Origin of the sequence: Companilactobacillus sp. HBUAS59699 (genome assembly GCF_036913575.1) — a bacterium.
GTDB lineage: Bacteria > Bacillota > Bacilli > Lactobacillales > Lactobacillaceae > Companilactobacillus.
Map to the genome: position 1 here is coordinate 191,779 of NZ_JAYKTV010000004.1, position 18,497 is coordinate 210,275.

The following is an 18,497-nucleotide window of genomic DNA, read 5'->3' on the forward strand; positions in this document are numbered from 1 at the left end:
TAACACAAAAAAATAGTTACATTTTGGTTACAAAAAAAACAGGCATCTTTCGATGTCTGTTTTTTAAAATCATTACTTGTTGATATATGATTCAACAAGCTTCTTGTTATCTTCATTTGTGATTGATTCGTTAACTGCACGATCAGCTAATTCTTTAAGATCAGCTGTGCTCAACTTCTTCATCAAACTTCTTACACGAAGTACAGATGTAGCAGACATTGAGTATTCATCAAGACCCATACCAAGTAGTAATGGAACCATGATGTTATCACCAGCAGCTTCACCACACATACCGGCCCATTTGCCTTCTGCGTGAGCTGAGTCAATAACATGTTTAACTAATCTCAAGATTGAAGGGTTATATGGTTGGTATAGATATGAAACATGTTCGTTACCACGATCAGCAGCCATTGTGTATTGGATCAAATCATTTGTACCAATACTGAAGAAGTCAACTTCCTTAGCAAATTGGTCTGCTAGAACAGCAGCAGCAGGAACTTCCATCATCATTCCTAATTGAATGTGATCAGAAACTTCTACACCCTTTTCAACTAACTTAGCTTTTTCTTCTTCGAAGATCTTCTTAGCTGATCTGAATTCTGCCAATGTACCGATCATAGGGAACATGATACGTAATTGACCGAATGCTGAGGCACGTAACAAGGCTCTAAGTTGTGTTCTGAAGATTTCTTGTCTATCCAAACTGATACGAATAGCACGGTAACCTAAGAATGGGTTCATTTCTTCTGGAAGTGGTAGGTATGGCAAATGCTTGTCACCACCAATATCCATTGTACGAACAACAACTGGCTTACCTTTCATACCTTCAAGAACTTTCTTGTATGCTTCAAATTGATCATCTTCTGTTGGAAGTTCATCTGATTGCATATACAAGAATTCTGTACGGTAAAGTCCGATACCTTCAGCACCATTGGCAATAACGCCATCTAGGTCATCTGGTGTACCGATATTAGCGGCAATATCAAAGTGTTTGCCATCAGCAGTAACTGTGGCTTCATTCTTTAATTTTTCCCATTCTGCTTTTTGAGCAGCAAAGTCTTTTGCCATCTTGTCATATTTCTTGATATCTTCATCTGAAGGGTCGATAATAGCAGCACCGTTAAGTCCATCAAGGATTACGGTTTGACCATCTTTAACGTCTCCAGTGATTGTGTTAGTACCAACAACAGCTGGTAGTTCCAAAGAACGAGCCATGATAGCTGAGTGAGCAGTACGTCCACCGATATCAGTAACGAAACCTTTAACATACTTCTTATTTAATTGAGCAGTATCACTAGGTGTCAAATCATGAGCAACGATAATTACTTCATGATCGATTAGTGAAGGATTAGGTAATTCAACACCAAGTAAGTGTGCCATTACACGTTTTGTGACATCGCGTACATCGGCAGCACGTTCTTGCATGTAAGGATTGTCTGTCATTCCTTCAAAAATTGCGATAAAGTTCTTTGAAACATCGTCAAGTGCTTGTTCAGCATTAACGGTTTGATCTTTAATTTCTTGTTCGATTGCACCTGTGAATTCTGGATCAGCCAAAATCATTTTGTGTGCATCAAAAACTTGAGCTTCTTCCTCACCAAGTGATTCTTTAGCTACGTCTCTGATTTTTGTTAGTTCAGCATCTGATGTTGCGATTGCATCCTTTAGACGACTAACTTCAGCGTCAGCGTCAGAAATGCTCTTTTTATCGAAAGACAAATCTGGTTGAACTAAAAGGTATGCTTCAGCTGTAGCGATACCGTCACTAGCTGCAATCCCTTTGATAGTTTTAACCATTATTCAGCAAGACCTTCCTTTGTCATTGTGTCTGAAATAGCAACGATAGCTTCGGCAGCGTCATCACCATCGGCTGTGATTGTAACATCAGCACCTTGGCCAACACCTAGTGACATAACACCCATGATTGACTTAAGGTTAACTGACTTGCCATTGAATTCAATGTTGATATCTGAAGCAAACTTGCTAGCAGCTTGTACTAACATAGTAGCTGGACGTGCGTGGATTCCTGTTTCTGCAATAATGTGAAATTCTTTCTTTTCCATAATATAAATACCTCACCATATTTTTAAAATTATTGTAGTATTCTACAAATATTCACTAACTAATTTACCATTATATAGTTTCTTTCACAAGAGTTTTACATAAAAACCTCTCAATGAACCCTTTTATAATAAGCCATGCACCGCTTACATGCAAGCGATTTGAAAACGTATTACTTTTCTCGATAAATTTCTTAATAATTTACATGAGATTTTCAAGACTTAGCACTTGCATTATGCGAGTGCTAATTATATACTACCGTTGTATCCTGTATATGAGACAGAAAGGTGGGGTGTCAGTGCTTTGTCAAAATTGTCACAAAAATGAAGCAACAATTCATTTGTATACAAGTGTTAATGGTCAACGTACAGAAATAAACCTCTGTCAGAATTGCTATCAACAACTACGAAATCAAGCTAACGAAGGTATGAATAATATGGCAGAAAATCCATACGGTTTTTCAAGTTTTGAAGACTTGTTCAATGCCTTGAACAATGGTGGCGCACAAGCTGCTAATGGCATTGGTCAACAAGGTCCACAAACACAGACTGGTGGTAACGGTGGAAACAACCGTGGCCGCAATCGTGGAAATGGTGTGTTAGATCAATATGGTGTTGATTTAACAGAATTGGCTAAAAAAGGCCAAATCGACCCTGTTATCGGTCGTGATAAAGAAATTAACCGTGTAATTGAAATTTTAAATAGAAGAACAAAGAACAATCCCGTCTTAATCGGTGAAGCTGGTGTTGGTAAAACAGCTGTCGTCGAAGGTCTTGCACAAAAGATCGTTGATGGAGATGTTCCAGAAAAACTACAAAACAAACGTGTCGTTCGTCTAGACGTTGTGTCACTAGTTCAGGGAACTGGTGTCCGTGGTCAATTCGAACAACGTATGCAACAATTGATCCAAGAATTACAAAAGAGTAAGGAAATCATCCTATTTATAGATGAGATCCATGAAATCGTCGGTGCTGGTAACGCTGAAGGTGGAATGGACGCTGGTAACGTCTTGAAACCTGCCCTAGCCCGTGGTGATCTTCAATTAGTTGGTGCTACTACTTTGAATGAATACAGAACTATCGAAAAGGACTCAGCTCTAGAACGTCGTCTACAACCTGTTCAAGTTGATGAACCTTCAGTAGAAGAAACTGTTCAAATTCTAAAAGGTATCCAACCTAAGTACGAAGACTATCATCATGTAAAATATTCAAATGAAGCTATCAAGGCAGCTGCAGAATTATCTGCACGTTATATCCAAGATAGATTCTTGCCTGATAAGGCTATCGACTTGATCGATGAAGCTGGCTCTAAGAAGAACCTCCAAATCAATCACGTTGACATGGCTGACTTAGACAATAAGATCTCTGATGCTGAAGTTCAAAAGCAAGCCGCTCTACGTAATGAAGATTACGAAAAGGCTGCTTACTATCGTGATCAAGTAACTAAGTTCCAAGATATGAAGGACAGTGCCAAAGAAAAACCATCTGATGAGAGTGTTATCACCGAAAAGAACATTCAACAAATCGTTGAAGAAAAGACAAACATCCCTGTCGGTGAACTTCAATCAAACGAACAAGTTCAATTGAAGAACTTGGGACCCGACTTGAAGAGTCACGTTATTGGACAAGACGAAGCTGTCGATCAAGTTGCTAAAGCAATTCGTCGTAACAGAGTTGGATTCAATAAGTCTGGTCGTCCAATCGGTAGTTTCCTATTTGTTGGACCTACTGGTGTTGGTAAGACTGAACTTGCTAAACAATTAGCACGTGAGCTATTCGGTACTGAAGATTCAATGATTCGTTTCGATATGTCTGAGTACATGGAGAAACACAGTGTGTCTAAGCTTATCGGTTCACCTCCAGGGTATGTTGGTTACGAAGAAGCTGGTCAATTGACTGAACAAGTTCGTCGTAATCCATACAGTTTGATCCTATTAGATGAAATCGAAAAAGCTCATCCTGACGTAATGCACATGTTCTTACAGATTCTTGATGACGGACGTTTGACAGATTCTCAAGGACGTACAGTCAGCTTCAAAGATACGATCATTATCATGACTTCTAATGCCGGACAAGGTTTGCAAGAAGCAAATGTTGGTTTCGGTGCTGAAGCAAGTGGTCACACACATTCAATCATCAATCGTCTATCAGAATTCTTCAAACCTGAATTCTTGAACAGATTCGACGGTATCGTTGAATTCAATTCATTAACTAAGGCTAACTTGATGAAGATCGTCGACTTGATGCTTGATGATACTAACTCAATGATTGCCGATCAAGGCTTGAGTATTCACGTTACAAGAGATGCTAAGGAAAAGCTTGTTGATCTTGGCTTCAATCCTAAGATGGGTGCTCGTCCATTGAGAAGAGTTATCGAAGAACAAATCGAAGACAAAGTTGCCGATTACTTCTTAGACAACGCTCAAGAAAAAGATCTAGAAGCTAAAATCGTCGATGGTAAGATTACAATTGGTAAGTACAACAGCTCATCAAGTGATCTACCGGCTGACAATTCGTCTACAGAAAACAAATAACTTATTATAATAGGTAAAGATAAATCGAGATGATTACAATCTCGGTTTATTTTTTTGCCCAAATCTACCCCACTCTGTATAATCCTTAAAATTTTCTTTAGTCTTCTTTATATTTCATTTAAATTATCCCCCTAACGGCTTGAGAGCAACTTTTATACTACTTTACTATGTTAGAATTACAATAATTAAAAAGTACATTGAAGGGGTCTAACTATGGGGAAAATAAGAAAAAGAACCAGTTCCCCTAAACACGGGGACATGCATATGAATAATAATTTAGTTTCTTCCAAAGTAAAAAAAATAACTCGTAATGATATAGAGATTACAATCAACTACATTGACTCAGTAGGTAATCAAATTGCCGAACCAGTCACTCTTCAAGGCCATTATATGGACGCACTTGATATGCCTTGGAAAACCATCCCGGGCTATGTTTTATCCTCTGTTCAAAACTTCCAACAGTCATTTATTCCTAATCCAGACGGAATTTATTTGATTTACTTCAAGCAAATTGCTGCTCCAGTTGTTATTTACCATCGTAATACGAACGGTGAACTGATTTCTGATCCGCAATTTTTATATGGTGAATTGAATAAAGATTACCAAGCAAGACCATTAGCTGAAGCTGAGAGATTCTTAGTAGACTATCCTAAAAAAGCCAAGGGGCATTTTTCTAACCAAGTTCAAGAATATGAGTTTGTCTACAATACTATTCCACTAGTTACATACAAAATAGACAAAAACTTATTCATCAAGACCAAAGATAACGTCAATGTCTTCGAAGAACCCGGTAGTAAAACACCTCTGCAACTACCGATCCCCCACGACTCAACTTGGCGTGTCTACAAAGCTTTGAAAGAAACATACAGTAATGTTATTTGGTACAACCTCGGTGGTAGTACTTGGATTCCAAGTTCTGAAAAAATCACACCAGTTATCTTGAAGGAATACACTACTAAACAGATCGAACAACAAAGACAACTGAATAATCCATTGAATGCGACCGCCAATAACATTAGCTATATTTACCAAGTTATCGACAGTCGTGATATCAATCGAACTTCTAAGATTCTTTATTATGAGGATCAAAACGTAACTGCCTGGGAAACACCTTATGGAACGATGGATAACAAACGCTACTACGGTGGACAAGAAGTCTTCGTAACTCGCTTGATCCAACTAGATAATTACAGTGTTTGGGCTGAATTAAAAGACGGTTATTACATTGAAAGCAAATATTTGAACTTATAAAAAACTTCACTCCAATAAAGGGGTGAAGTTTTTTAATTATGTTTTGTCATTAAAGTATGACAATTAAGAATCTACAATACCATCCCACCGACGGCAAACACCAATGGAATAGTAATTAAACTAAGTATCGTGGAAATACTCATCAACGAAATAGCCGGCCCAGCATCCCCGTGCGCTTGTAGTGTAAACAACACGACAATCCCTGCTACTGGACAAGCTGTCATAATTATAGTCGTGTAATAAGCGATCCCAGTTACTCCCAAAAATTTAAGCATAAAGATCATTAAAATCGGAAAAATTAAATTTCTTAATATCAATGTCAAACCTAGGTTCTTGTTCAACATATCCTTGCTCAACTTAATATTAGCAAGACTGTTACCAATAACGATCATCGACAAAGGCGTGTTGATCGATCCGACGTACTTAACAACTTGATTCAAGGTACCTGGTAACCTCAATGAGAACAAGAACATTATCAAACCAATGACAATGGCAAACAAATTAGGATTCAACAAAACTTGCTTATAATCGATCCGTTCCTCATCACTTCTAAACAGTGAAACGCCATGGGTCCAACTAAAAATATTAAAACCCGCTAAGGAAACAACCGCAAAGAAGACACCTGTTGATCCAAACAAGGCGCTAGTCAAGGGAATACCCATGAAGCCAGCATTCGAATAAACACTACCATATTGCGTGATCCGCCGCAGGTTATCATTCTTCAAGCGTCCAAATATCAGTTTTGAAACTATAATGGCGACAATATAAAAAATAAGTATACCGATTGCTACTAAGATAAATTGTTTGATTCGGCTGCTTGAATACTTCTGTTCAAAAGCATTGATGATCAAGCACGGTGATACTACGTAAAGTAATATATTAGTCAAATCATTGGAAGTCTGTGCATGCATGAATTTGAACTTGTTGATAACGACACCAACTAACATCAAGCAAAACATCAAAACTATCTGATTGGTTATTTGTCCTATATTCATATAAGGATTTCCTTCCTCAAAATAAAAAAAGAGTGATCAATTTCACCCTTAATGATTACTATATATTAAATTACGTAATTCTACATGATTTATTTTTAATTAATTCAAAAATCTTGTCTAATATTTTTACCAACCTTGGCAATTTGTTCGAGCGTGATCGTTCCTTCATATAATCCTTTACCAATAATAACATCTGTCAGCCCAAAAGCTTTGAGATGGTGCAAGTCGCGTAAATCACGAATCCCCCCATTGGCAATGAAATTAATTTGTGGCATATCTTGCTTCAATTTGAATAACAAATCTAAATTAGGGCCGGTCATGGTTCCATCACGAGAAACATCGGTAACAATAAAATGTTTAGCACCACTTTCAGCCATAACCTTGATCAGGCTCTCCATTTCAACATTCAATTGTTCTAACCAGCCATTCACCGCAACTTTGCCATTTACACCATCGACACTGATGACGATTCGATCACTACCATATTCTCTCAACAGTGATTTAACAAAAGCAGGTTCCTCGATTGCTGCTGACCCGATAATAATTCGATCTATGCCTAATTCAAGATAATTCTGAGCGGTTTGATAGTTACGAATTCCTCCGCCGGCTTCAATGAAACCAGAAAAATTCTGCCGAATTTCTTTGATTATTTGATAATTTTGCGGTTTTCCGAGTTTAGCGCCATCCAAATCAACAATGTGTAATTGGTTTACCTCATATGAAGCAATTTTTTTGACCTGCTCTAATGGGTCCTTATTGATCAAGGTAACCTGTTTATAATTTCCCTTAAATAAACGAACACTTTGACCGTTGTGTAAATCGATTGCTGGAAAAATCATCCTTCCACCACTCCCTTATTATCCTGAAAAAAATCCTCCTAACAAAACTGTTAAGAGGGCATATTTAATCGCATCAGATTTTATAATTAAAGTAAAATTAATTTCTCTAATAATTATTTAATCTAAAATTAATAATAGGAGTTAGAGACCGCCATGTCAAGCTAAATCAATCGTTTTAACTAAATGTTGTCCTCTCCCAACAGCTTTGATATCGTGAGCATCTGAACCATAGATCATTGGTATTTCTAATCTTTTAGCAATATCAAAAATTTGCTTTCCAGGGTAAAAGTCGTTGCACAATGGCTTATAGAGTCCTGAAAGGTTTAAATCTAATTCTCGATGCTGTTGCTTAACCTCTTGAAGAATGGACGTAATCAATTCAACATTATCTTGGTCCAGATCTTCCGTCAGACCAAAATAGTCCTGAAACTTTCTGATCAAACTCATATGACCGATTCGTTGAGGACGATATGTCCCTAAATCAGCTTCCACGGATTTTTTAACGGTTTGATAATACTGTTTAAAAATACGTTGGGGATCATCCAAGAACTGTTCAAAGCCTTCTTGATAAGTTGCGGTATCAAAATCAATACACCATTGCCTCTGATCCTTCCCCTGCATAAAGTGAACTGACAAAATGCTTTCTTGAGTCTGTGGACCATACTCATTCAAAAAATCTCTAGTAAAGTCCTCAAAGCCTTCCAAATAATCAACTTCAAAACCGATCGAAATCTCTAAATCAGACTGATACTTCTTCTGCAGTCTTTGTGCCTCTTTCAAATAAGCCGGTAAGTCGGTCAAGTCCATAGCTCCTGTACTGAACCCTGACGGATTTCCAGCATAAACATTTTTAAAGTCAGCTGGTAAAGGTGCATGTTCAGTAATACAATATTTTTTCATCCCCAATTGAATAGCACGTAAAACCATTTTTTCCATTGGTTCGCCACTACCATGCTGACAAAATTCCGAATGTGTATGTCCGTCCAAAAGCATTTTATCACCCCTATTTTTTGTTTAAAATTTATCACAAATCAAAAATTTAAACAAAATAAAATTTTCCCTTGACGTGGAACGCGTTCCACACTTTAAGATGCACTTGTAAGATCAATAAAGCAAAAGTGTACCGACGTCGTGACACTCGCTTAATAAGGAGTGTTCTATTATGAAAATCTCAAACGAAAATGTATTCACAAATGTTTATCTACCAAATACCAATGAAATCGATGTACTATCGATCATCTCTAAAGCTATTGCCGGAAAAATAAATATTGATGAGCAGGAAATCAAGAGTGGCTTTTTATCACGTGAAGCCTTGGGTAGTACTGCACTAGGTGGCAAAGTTGCGATTCCTCACGCTAATTCAAGTGATGTCAATGAGATCCAAACTTTCGTCTTTACCTTTGACAATCAAATCGACTGGCGCTCTGAAGATGGCGAACCAGTAAATATCGTAATTGCCTTGATCATGCCTAGAAATAATCATCAAGAGGATTATCAAGAAATTGTTGATGATCTTAGAAATGATCTTAAGGATAATATTTTAGTTGATAAACTGCAAAGCAGTCTCGATGATCCTGATTCTCTGGTAGAATTATTAAGTGAGACAACTGTACAAAAATAGATTCTTTGAGGGGTTAAGATGATCAAGCATATTTTTTCTGACATGGACGGAACGTTACTAAATGATCAAGGTGTTGTTAGTAACGGTAATATTGAAGTAATCAAAAATTGTGGTATACCTTTTACATTGGTCTCAGCTCGTGCGCCAATGGAAATGTTCGATACGATCGACAAATTAGGTTTAACTAGTATTCAAATTGCCTTCAACGGTGGTTTGATCTACAAGCGAGACGGAGATTCAATCGATAAAATATCTGAACATTACCTTGAAATAGGCACTGTTAAAAATATCACTTCTCAAATTCGCAAAATAATGCCGGCTATCAGTATGAGTTTCTATACTGCAAATGATTGGTATACTGACAAAATCGACTATGGAACACGTCTAGAGACTAGTTTGACTGGTCTCAATGCCAAAACTATCAATTATGACAATTGGTTGAACGAGACTAAAGATAATATTTTTAAAATCATGTTTATTGCTCAAAATGACGACCAGTTGGAAAAATTGATCCAGAATCTCAACGATCTCAAACTGTCTAATGTCAGTATTCAACGCTCTGGCAATAACTATCTAGAGATAACCAGTGACAAGGCTAAGAAGTCACACGGAATTCGTTATATTCAAGAGATCAATTCACTCAATAAGTCTGAAATGGCTGCCTTTGGTGATGGTCACAATGACATTCCCATGTTGGAAATGGTCGACACTGCTATCATCATGGACAACGCCATGGAAGAAGTAAAAAAATATGCCACACATCTAACTAAAACTAACGTTGAAGACGGTGTTGCTTACGGTATTAAGAAATTTCTCGAGGTGTAATTATGAATATTCATGATATTGCTAAGATCAGTGGTTATTCTTCATCAACTGTTTCACGCGTTATCAATAATCGTAATTATGTATCTGACAAAGCTCGCCAAGATATTCAAAAAGTCATCAAGGATTTCGATTATGTCCCTAATGACGTAGCGCGTGATCTCAGTAAAGGTAAAACACATAATATCGGTGTCGTCCTACCTCACACCAAACATCCCTACTATACTCAATTAGTCGAAGGAATAATGAGTGCTGCCTTTCCAGCTGGTTATCGAATCGTAATGTTGCCATCAAAGTTCGATGCGGATGTTGAGATGAACTACCTCAATCGCTTGCGCCGTAAAGCATACGATGCCATTATTTTCACCTCGCACGGTATCTCACTAAAAGAACTTTTAAAATACCAAAAATACGGTTCGATTGTTATTTGTCATAATCCTGGTGAATTAAACATTGCCGCTGCTTATACTCATCGGGAAGAATCATACATCGACGCATACAAATGGATCAAATCACAAAATTACCAAAGGATTTCTATCTTATTAAGTCGTGATTATCAAATAAGTGCTACGGCCCAAAAAACAATTCAAGCTTATCGCAAGACGTTTGGTTCAGAACCTGATCACAGGTTACTCAATACTGACGTTACGACTTTTGATGATGGCTATAACGCCGCTGCACAATTCCATCATAATCAGTACGAACCAGATATTTACTTCACCAATGGTGACGATATCGCCGCCGGGGTTAGACAATTTTATTTAGACAATGATCTGAAACTTCCTATGCTAGTAGGTCAGGAAAATCAATTGTCTGGTCGTATTTTAAACATTCCGACTATCAATCATCACTTTCATGAGGTTGGAAAGCTTGCTTGTGAACTGGCAATTAACAATGAAATCAAACAGCTATCGGTTGAATCGGAATTTATATTAAGATGATTCTTTCTCTGTGTTGCTGTTGGCTGTTGAATGCCGCTGGTGGTGATCAACAGCTAGATTTTATTACTCCTCTACTAAATAGATATTAGCCTAATTTAGAAATTGATTCTTCTTCCACAAAACAAAAAGGTACGCTACGACAATTCTGCCGTAACGTACCCTTTTTGCTGTTATGTCTACTTGATAGTTTAGCTGGAGGTCAGCAGTAATGGAATCAGTAGCGATTGTGGTGTTAATGCGGGCGATTTTCCCGCATTTACAGCACGGACGTCTTGACTGATTTGCGTTTTGTGCAAAGCAGGCAAGCGAGTCATGAGACCGGTTTGTGGCTCATACCGGTCCCGCTACAGATGGAATTACTGCTGACCAGAAGCGAACACGACCTCTATCTAAATCATACGATTATTTTTACGCTTACCAGCTGTTGGAATCCCCAATTGCTCACGATATTTAGCAACGGTTCTTCTAGCAACTTTCGAACCATTCTCACCCAATAAATCAGAAATCTTCTGATCACTCAAAGGCTTGTCTTCTTTTTCAATCATTTCCTTGATCTGTTGCTTAACTTGATCAACTGAACGACTCTTAATCCCATCGGCCACTTTACTACGTCTGGAGAAGAAATGCTTCAATGGAAACAAACCAAAGTCAGTTTGGATATACTTGCCATTGATCGCACGACTGACTGTCGATTCACTTAATTGCAATTTTTGTGCAACGTCACGCAGTAACAGTGGCTCAAGGCTATCTGACTCTTGAGTGAAGAACTTGTATTGCTTCTTTACAATTACTCTACCGATCATAGAGATTGTCTTGATACGGCGCTCCAAATTGTATTCTAGAGTTTGATACTGATCATACTTTTGTTTGATGTATTTTTTCACATCATCATCGACCGTCTTAGATAATAAACCGTATGTTTCTTCAGCAAAAATCAATTGTGGTTGACCATATCTTGTCATAGCAAGACTCAATTTACCACCGTTATTTTTGACCTGCAATTCAGGAACAACATATTGCAAATCACTACCGTTATAACGCTCTCCCGGTGCTCCAGACAATGACTTGATATAATCGATATTATTTTCTAAAGTCTCTTGATCAATGTCGAGTTTATGCATGATTTTTTTCCAATCATGAGCTGCGACGAGGTCAAAATACTTATCTAAAATCTCCTCAGCGTATTCTGGTGCATCAGGATCAGCTTGAGCTTGCAAGAATAAACATTCTCGTAGATCATGGGCTCCGACCCCCGGTGGATCCAGTTGTTGTAACAAAGTCTTAGCATCTAATAGTGATATTTTATCAACTTTTAATTCATCCAATATTTCCTTATCGGTCAATGGCAAATAACCATTCGGATCCAATTGTTCAACTAAATAGATAACCAAATCACGAAGCGGTGTCTTTCTCATTGTTAATTGAACTTGATCCAACAAATATTCAAATAACGATTGGTCATTATCCCTTAATTGATAGGATTGATTGTCCCTCGTTCCTTGCATAAATGGGACATCTAAATTGGTATGTACATCGAATAACGGATTTTCCAAACTAATGTCTTTTAAGTATTCACTTAAGTCAATTGCATCTGATTGAAGCATTAAAATAGACTGACGCATCCCTTGAGTCAGTGATAATTTTTGCTCTTGCCTCTGACTCAATCGCTGTCCTTGTGTGAGTTGCATAATAAATTGCCCTCCTTTCGGGTTAAAAATCTTTGCTTTTGAGCTGTCTTCAAAATTAATGATAGCGCTTTTCATTCATTTTGTAATTATCTAATTAAAAATTCACAAACTATTATTACGATTGATGAAAGTCTGTAAACCTGATTTATCCAAACGGATTATTCTGTCCTTGAATTCGTCACGGCTCATTGTCACGTCAGCATTGAATCTTAATCTAAATAACATCATTGTATTGCGGATCATAAAACTAGAACTTATCAACGCATCAGCTTTGCTGACTCGATACGATTCGCTGATTGCTTGTGCTAAAGCTGCAGAAATTTTTGTTTCTACTTTTCGCGATAAAAAACTATATTCATCCGATGTGATCATAAAAGTATAGAACTCACGCGACTTCTCGAAGAAATCAAAAACTTTATCAAAAATAATTCCTGGTTGTGACAGTGTCTTATTCATTGGTCTGACAACTACTATCTTGATCAATTGATCAGCTAATTCATCAACAAATGTATTAGCGAAATCATCGATCGATTCATAATGTAGATAAAATGTCTTTCGGTTAACATCAGCTTTTTTGGTCAATGCTTGCACTGTAATATCGTGATACCTTGTGTCCCTTGCCATTTCACGGAACGCATCTTTCAAAGCAGTAGTTGTTTTTCTAACTCTACGATCTTCACCCATAATAGTTATGCCTCACTAACATCAATTATGTGTATTAATACTCAGATGAGGTCAATTTGGTGTAGTAATCAAAATACTTAAACGTTATTCTTTCTACACAAGTGAGTATTAAATTTACTCACAGTATAATACTTTTTATGAAGTGTGGGTGTAGTTATGTTAAAAGCTGAATGGCAATACATTATAAAACACAAATTTTTATTGGCAGTTCTAATAGTCATCATGTTCATTCCTTCGATTTACTCAGTTACCTTTTTGAAGTCGATGTGGAATCCCTACCAAGAACTGAATAAAATTCCAGTAGCAGTAGTCAATGAAGATAAGTCGGTGAAATATCAAGGAACCGACCTAGCAGTTGGTCACAATCTAACTAATAACTTAAAAAAATCTTCAGCCATGGATTTTCATATTTTAAATAATGAATCCTCTGCGAAAAAAGGACTCAAGAATGGCAAGTACTACATGGTCGTAACGATTCCTAGCAACTTCTCCAAAAACGCGACAACACTATTGAATAAGCAACCACAAAAAATGGTTTTAAAATACGAAACTAGTGCTGGCCACAACTACACGGCTTCTAAAATGACTGCAACTGCGGCCAAACAAGTAACTCAAGAAGTCTCTCAACAAGTCACTAAGACTTACTCTAAGACTATGTTCACCGATATAAAAAAGCTAGGCGACGGTATGAAGACCGCCTCTAATGGTGGTGCAAAATTAGTCACTGGTGATCAGAAACTATCTACTGCCAACCAGACGATTACGACCGGTCTAAATCAATTGGCATCCAGTTCATTAACCCTTTCGAACGGAGCTACAACCTTGAACCAGGGTTTAAACACTTATATTGAAGGCGTCAATCAGCTGGCTAGCGGCAGTAAGAATTTATCTAGTGGAATCGATCAATTGTCGAATAAGTCAACTGGTCTAGTCAGCGGTGTCAGTCAATTAGCCACTGGTTCTTCCAGATTGAACACCAGTATTCAATCATACAAAAATGGTGTTTCACAGCTAGATTCTTCAACTAAAACACTAAGCAGTGGTTCCAATTCTCTCGCCAATGGAACTACTAACTTAAGTAAGAGTTCTAACGAACTTAATTCCGGTATGGGTCAGATCTACTCAGCCAGTTCACAGCTTTCTAGTCAATTGCAAAAAGTCAGTGACGGACTGAACAGCAATTCAACTGACATGAGTAAACTTAATTCATCATTATCTGATCTCAAGAATTCTTTGGCAGACAACACTCAAACATCAACTATCAAAAATGATATTGAATCTCTGCAACAAAGCATCAATAACGACAATACTAATTTGCAAGCCAAATTGTCGAGTGTCGCCGACGAACAAGGCTTGACCGCCGATCAAAAGTCGGCTATTCTGTCCGCCGCTAATGATGCTGATTCTTCAACCATCACTCAGGCAGCCACAACGCTTAATAAAGATCTAGATGGTATTTTAGAAGTTCAAAATAACACCGTTAACAGTATCAGTAGTATTCAAAACAATTTATCATCGAGTTCTCAAACAAATCTTAATACCGTGATTGGCCAATTAGTAGCTGGTTCTCAACAGTTAACTACAAGTATTGGCGCCGCTACATCAGGCATGAATCAACTAAACAGTGGCATTGGACGGTTATCCAATAGTTCCACAGCACTAGCTTCAGGAGCTGATCAACTTGCTTCAGGCACTAATCATTTGGCAAGCAACAGCACTTCACTTATTTCAGGATCAAGTACTCTAACTAATGGTATCAACTCAATGAATGACCAAATGCCTGCCCTACAAAGTGGAATCTCACAACTCAATAGTGGATCTTCTCAATTGAATTCTGGATTTTCCAAGTTGACAAACAATAGCGCTACACTCGTCGATGGATCAAATAAACTAGCAAGCGGTGCTACACAGATTGCTAGTGGGTCCTCAACTCTAGCCTCAGGATCATCACAATTAGGTAACGGTATTTCACAAGTTACATCAGGTGATAGTACCTTAACCACACAATTAGCCAACGGAGCCAAGAAAGCTCAGGTCAATCCAACTGGCTTAACCTATAATCAAATTGCCAAACCCGCTACAACTAAACATACTGAACGTGATGATGCTCCAAACAACGGAACCGGTATGGCACCTTACATGCTATCTGTTTCATTATTTGTCGGGGCACTAGCCTTCAATATGATGTTCGATACTTACTCACCTAGAAAATATCCACGCAATGGGGTCAATTGGTGGTTCAGCAAGGCTTCAGTACAATTAGTCTTCGCTACTTGCGAAACCATAATCGTCTTTGGACTGTTATGTGCGATCGACGGCCTAGCACCGATTCATCTAGGCGCAACTTTCGTCATGATTCTCTGCACTGCATTGGTCTTCATGGCGATAGTTGGATGGTTAAATCTAGTCCTTGGTAAAGTTGGAGCGTTCTTCAGTATGATTCTTCTAGTGCTACAACTAGGTGGATCGGCTGGAACTTATCCAATTCAACTATCGAATGGCTTTTTCAATGCTATTCATCCTTGGCTTCCTATGTCATACAGTGTTGCTGGACTACGTGAAACTTTGATGATCGGCAATTCAGCTATTCCTGATATGTTGGTCTTATTAGGACTAACGGCAGTATTTTCCGGGATGAGCATTCTCTTCTTCATTCGTCGTAGATCAAGAATCAACAAGATTGATTTTACTAAAGAAGCAGCTGAGAACTCTTTAACTTAAAAATTTAGGTTGGGTGCTTTGGGCACTTTGGATGTTTGAATGCCGCTGAAGATGGTCAACAATTCCATCTGCCGTCGGACCGACCTCAGTCTTCGTCTTCGGCCTCGCTCGGAAGCCTGTAGTCTTCCGAGTCGTCCAGTGTACTAAGCGATAAATCGCTAAGTACACTATCACGGCGGATTCCATTGTTGACCATCTTCAGCTAGATTTGTATTAAATTCAGATCGGTAATTATCAAATGAGATTATATTTTACATACTAAAATAGCACGTAAAGTCGAATGGATAGCGAATCACCCTATATTGCTAGATAATAATCTAGCTATTATTAAGGACAATATATCCACATAGATTTTACGTGCTATTTCTATATTACAAAAATTAAGCTGGAGGTCAGCAGTAATAGAATCAGTAGCGCTAGTGGTGTTAATGCGGTGGTTTTCCGTATTTACAGCACGGACGTCTCTCTTGATTTGCGGGTTTGGCAAAGCAAGAGAGCGAGATCTTAGACCGCCTTTTGGCTAAGATCGGTCCCGCTACAGATGGAATTACTGTTGACCGGAAGCGGCATCAGAATCACACACTAAAAGCCTAATATTTCTTAGTAACAGTAAAATTCCGAATAAACTTGTACTTACGACTGCGGCTAGCTGAGTAAAAATAACCAAAGATACTGAAAAAAATAGCACCGATCAAATTAACAAATAAATCCTTCATAGTATCAATTAATCCAATATCTAAATAACCACCTTTAACGACAATTTCTTTATTATCTTCGGTATGAATAACAGTCTTATCAATTTTTTTAACATGTCCAACAGTATTAGGCCGCTTTGACAATTCTACACTATTTACTTTCTGAACGATTCGATCTTTTTGCATGTCAGTATTTAACCATTGATCCGCCGTAAATTCACCAAATTCCCACATCACTCCAATTGTCATCGAAAAACAAAACGAAGTGATTGCAATAAAAATTGGTGTCAAGTGGATAGAAGAGACACCTTCATTCAATAGATAAATTGATGAAAAACCAACTCCGGCTGCTAAAAAACCGTTTAGTGTGTGCAAACCAGTATCCCAAAACGTTAAGTGACCATAGAAATCACTTAATTCACCTAAAATAGTTGAGCTGAAGACAAATGAGATAATGACGAATTCTAAAATGTCTGGAATCATTATTTTAAACTTATTTTCAATGATAGCCGGTATTTCCAATAATATTAAAGTCAATAAAATTATTAATATTCCATTACCGCGCCCCATCCAAATTTGATTCACTAGCATTCCCAAGGCAACCAATCTGTAAAAAATATACACTGCCTTGACAAATTTACTGGCGTCATTTGTAGAATGCTTTAACCATTTGATTATCAACCTCTTGCCCTCACTAACCACTTACTCTAACTTTGTACTACTTGCTTTTTTCAACTGGGATCCATATTTCGGAATAAGCTTCGGTCTCTCCTGATTGAAAATCAGTATACGAAAAATTAGGTAACTCTAGTAAATCATAATCTACCGATGGAAGCCACTCTGAATAAATACGGGCTGTGGTATCTTGCATAGCGCTAGGGAAATTCCCCTGAACCGGAAAAATAGCCCATAAGCTACTAGGAATATTAACCGTCTCCAAATCATCATATTTATTTTTCTTTGTAGTCATCATTCCGATCATATGAGTTAGATTTCCCTTTTCTTGCAAATATCCTTCGTCAAAATCGTAGGACACATTCAAAGGCTTCATTGGTTCTAAATCAGCTAAATCATGCATATGATTCCGTTGTTCTTCAGTAATAGATTGTGCTAACTCTAAAATGGAATTGTTAACTCCTTCAAATTGAATCGGTACTCGCTTGCTGACGCCAACGATACTAAATTGTGGCATTTCTTTAATTCGGTAATCCATTGTGGTTCCTCCTTTAATGTCAATGAAAAAAGTGAATTTAGGCAACGTTTTTTGTGCCTTATTTTTCATTACTTCGGAAGGCAAGAATCCGCTCCAATCTTTAAAAGCTCTTGTAAAGCCATCTATCGATTGATAATTATATTTAAAAGCCACTTCAGTAACCTTTTCTCCAGCCACCAAGTCTTGATTGGCTAATGATAAGCGGCGATTTCTAACGTATTCATTCAGTGTCATCCCTGCCAAATATGAGAACATTCGCCGAAATTGATAACTCGATACTCCTACAATTTGGGTGATTTTTTTATCAGAAATATCTTCTGTTAAGTGCTTTTCGATATAATCCATTAAAATATTGAATTCTTTTAGCATATTAAGCCCTCCATGATTTACATACTAAAGGATTTACCACATGATAACTCGACATTTTATGTAC

General features: G+C 37.6%; 16 protein-coding genes. 6 read left to right on the forward strand and 10 right to left on the reverse strand.

The window, feature by feature from the left end; translation table 11 throughout:
• Positions 1 to 72: 72 nt before the first annotated feature.
• Together ptsP and U8519_RS09330 are read right to left on the reverse strand one after the other, a co-directional pair.
• Entirely contained in the window at positions 73 to 1,797 is a 1,725-nt protein-coding gene (gene ptsP, locus U8519_RS09325) for a phosphoenolpyruvate--protein phosphotransferase (RefSeq protein ID WP_334330054.1), read from the reverse strand.
• Positions 1,797 to 2,063, reverse strand: a complete 267-nt coding sequence (locus U8519_RS09330; protein WP_334330055.1) for a phosphocarrier protein HPr — start codon at positions 2,061 to 2,063, stop codon at positions 1,797 to 1,799. The genes ptsP and U8519_RS09330 overlap by 1 nt, the downstream gene beginning before the upstream one ends.
• A gap of 296 nt (positions 2,064 to 2,359) precedes the next feature.
• Here U8519_RS09330 and U8519_RS09335 point away from each other — a divergent pair, with 296 nt between their 5' ends.
• A complete protein-coding gene (locus U8519_RS09335; protein WP_334330056.1) occupies positions 2,360 to 4,594 on the forward strand; it encodes an ATP-dependent Clp protease ATP-binding subunit in 2,235 nt (744 codons plus the stop codon).
• 264 nt (positions 4,595 to 4,858) lie between these two features.
• Entirely contained in the window at positions 4,859 to 5,845 is a 987-nt protein-coding gene (locus U8519_RS09340) for a MucBP domain-containing protein (RefSeq protein WP_334330057.1), read from the forward strand.
• A gap of 71 nt (positions 5,846 to 5,916) precedes the next feature.
• Here U8519_RS09340 and U8519_RS09345 read toward each other — a convergent pair whose 3' ends face one another.
• From U8519_RS09345 to hisJ, 3 genes are all read right to left on the reverse strand, one after another.
• Positions 5,917 to 6,840 carry an AEC family transporter gene (locus tag U8519_RS09345; protein ID WP_334330058.1) on the reverse strand — a complete coding sequence of 308 codons (924 nt, stop codon included), beginning with the start codon at positions 6,838 to 6,840 and terminating at the stop codon, positions 5,917 to 5,919.
• Positions 6,841 to 6,944: 104 nt separating this feature from the next.
• Positions 6,945 to 7,679: a 1-(5-phosphoribosyl)-5-[(5-phosphoribosylamino)methylideneamino]imidazole-4-carboxamide isomerase gene (gene hisA, locus U8519_RS09350; protein WP_334330059.1), complete on the reverse strand. Its 735-nt coding sequence runs from the start codon at positions 7,677 to 7,679 to the stop codon at positions 6,945 to 6,947.
• Positions 7,680 to 7,835: 156 nt separating this feature from the next.
• Positions 7,836 to 8,672, reverse strand: coding sequence for a histidinol-phosphatase HisJ (gene hisJ, locus U8519_RS09355; RefSeq protein WP_334330060.1), 837 nt, complete (start codon positions 8,670 to 8,672; stop codon positions 7,836 to 7,838).
• A gap of 169 nt (positions 8,673 to 8,841) precedes the next feature.
• Here hisJ and U8519_RS09360 point away from each other — a divergent pair, with 169 nt between their 5' ends.
• From U8519_RS09360 to U8519_RS09370, 3 genes are read left to right on the forward strand one after another with little or no spacing between them, the layout of a single operon-like run.
• Positions 8,842 to 9,300 (forward strand): PTS sugar transporter subunit IIA, encoded by a 459-nt coding sequence (locus tag U8519_RS09360; protein WP_334330061.1) that lies wholly within the window; start codon positions 8,842 to 8,844, stop codon positions 9,298 to 9,300.
• An 18-nt stretch (positions 9,301 to 9,318) separates the two neighbouring features.
• Complete coding sequence (locus tag U8519_RS09365; RefSeq protein WP_334330062.1) at positions 9,319 to 10,125, forward strand: HAD family hydrolase; 807 nt, start codon at positions 9,319 to 9,321, stop codon at positions 10,123 to 10,125.
• 2 nt (positions 10,126 to 10,127) lie between these two features.
• Positions 10,128 to 11,063 (forward strand): LacI family DNA-binding transcriptional regulator, encoded by a 936-nt coding sequence (locus U8519_RS09370; RefSeq protein WP_334330063.1) that lies wholly within the window; start codon positions 10,128 to 10,130, stop codon positions 11,061 to 11,063.
• Between the two features lie 389 nt (positions 11,064 to 11,452).
• On the opposite strand, the gene rpoN is transcribed toward U8519_RS09370, so the two are convergent.
• Both rpoN and U8519_RS09380 read right to left on the reverse strand, forming a co-directional pair.
• Complete coding sequence (gene rpoN / locus U8519_RS09375; protein ID WP_334330064.1) at positions 11,453 to 12,751, reverse strand: RNA polymerase factor sigma-54; 1,299 nt, start codon at positions 12,749 to 12,751, stop codon at positions 11,453 to 11,455.
• A 102-nt stretch (positions 12,752 to 12,853) separates the two neighbouring features.
• The gene (locus U8519_RS09380) at positions 12,854 to 13,435 is read right to left on the reverse strand and encodes a TetR/AcrR family transcriptional regulator (RefSeq protein ID WP_334330065.1); all 582 of its coding nucleotides are present in this window, start codon (positions 13,433 to 13,435) and stop codon (positions 12,854 to 12,856) included.
• Between the two features lie 156 nt (positions 13,436 to 13,591).
• Between U8519_RS09380 and U8519_RS09385 the strand changes: the two genes are divergently transcribed.
• Positions 13,592 to 16,156, forward strand: coding sequence for a YhgE/Pip domain-containing protein (locus U8519_RS09385; protein ID WP_334330066.1), 2,565 nt, complete (start codon positions 13,592 to 13,594; stop codon positions 16,154 to 16,156).
• Here U8519_RS09385 and U8519_RS09390 read toward each other — a convergent pair.
• The 3 genes from U8519_RS09390 to U8519_RS09400 all read right to left on the reverse strand — a co-directional run bounded on the left by U8519_RS09390 (position 16,148) and on the right by U8519_RS09400 (position 18,433).
• Positions 16,148 to 16,342, reverse strand: coding sequence for a hypothetical protein (locus U8519_RS09390; protein WP_334330067.1), 195 nt, complete (start codon positions 16,340 to 16,342; stop codon positions 16,148 to 16,150). The two genes, U8519_RS09385 and U8519_RS09390, sit on opposite strands and share 9 nt — an antisense overlap.
• A 404-nt stretch (positions 16,343 to 16,746) precedes the next feature.
• Positions 16,747 to 17,526 carry a hypothetical protein gene (locus U8519_RS09395; protein WP_442892144.1) on the reverse strand — a complete coding sequence of 260 codons (780 nt, stop codon included), beginning with the start codon at positions 17,524 to 17,526 and terminating at the stop codon, positions 16,747 to 16,749.
• A 43-nt stretch (positions 17,527 to 17,569) separates the two neighbouring features.
• The gene (locus U8519_RS09400) at positions 17,570 to 18,433 is read right to left on the reverse strand and encodes an AraC family transcriptional regulator (RefSeq protein ID WP_334330069.1); all 864 of its coding nucleotides are present in this window, start codon (positions 18,431 to 18,433) and stop codon (positions 17,570 to 17,572) included.
• Positions 18,434 to 18,497: the final 64 nt, after the last annotated feature.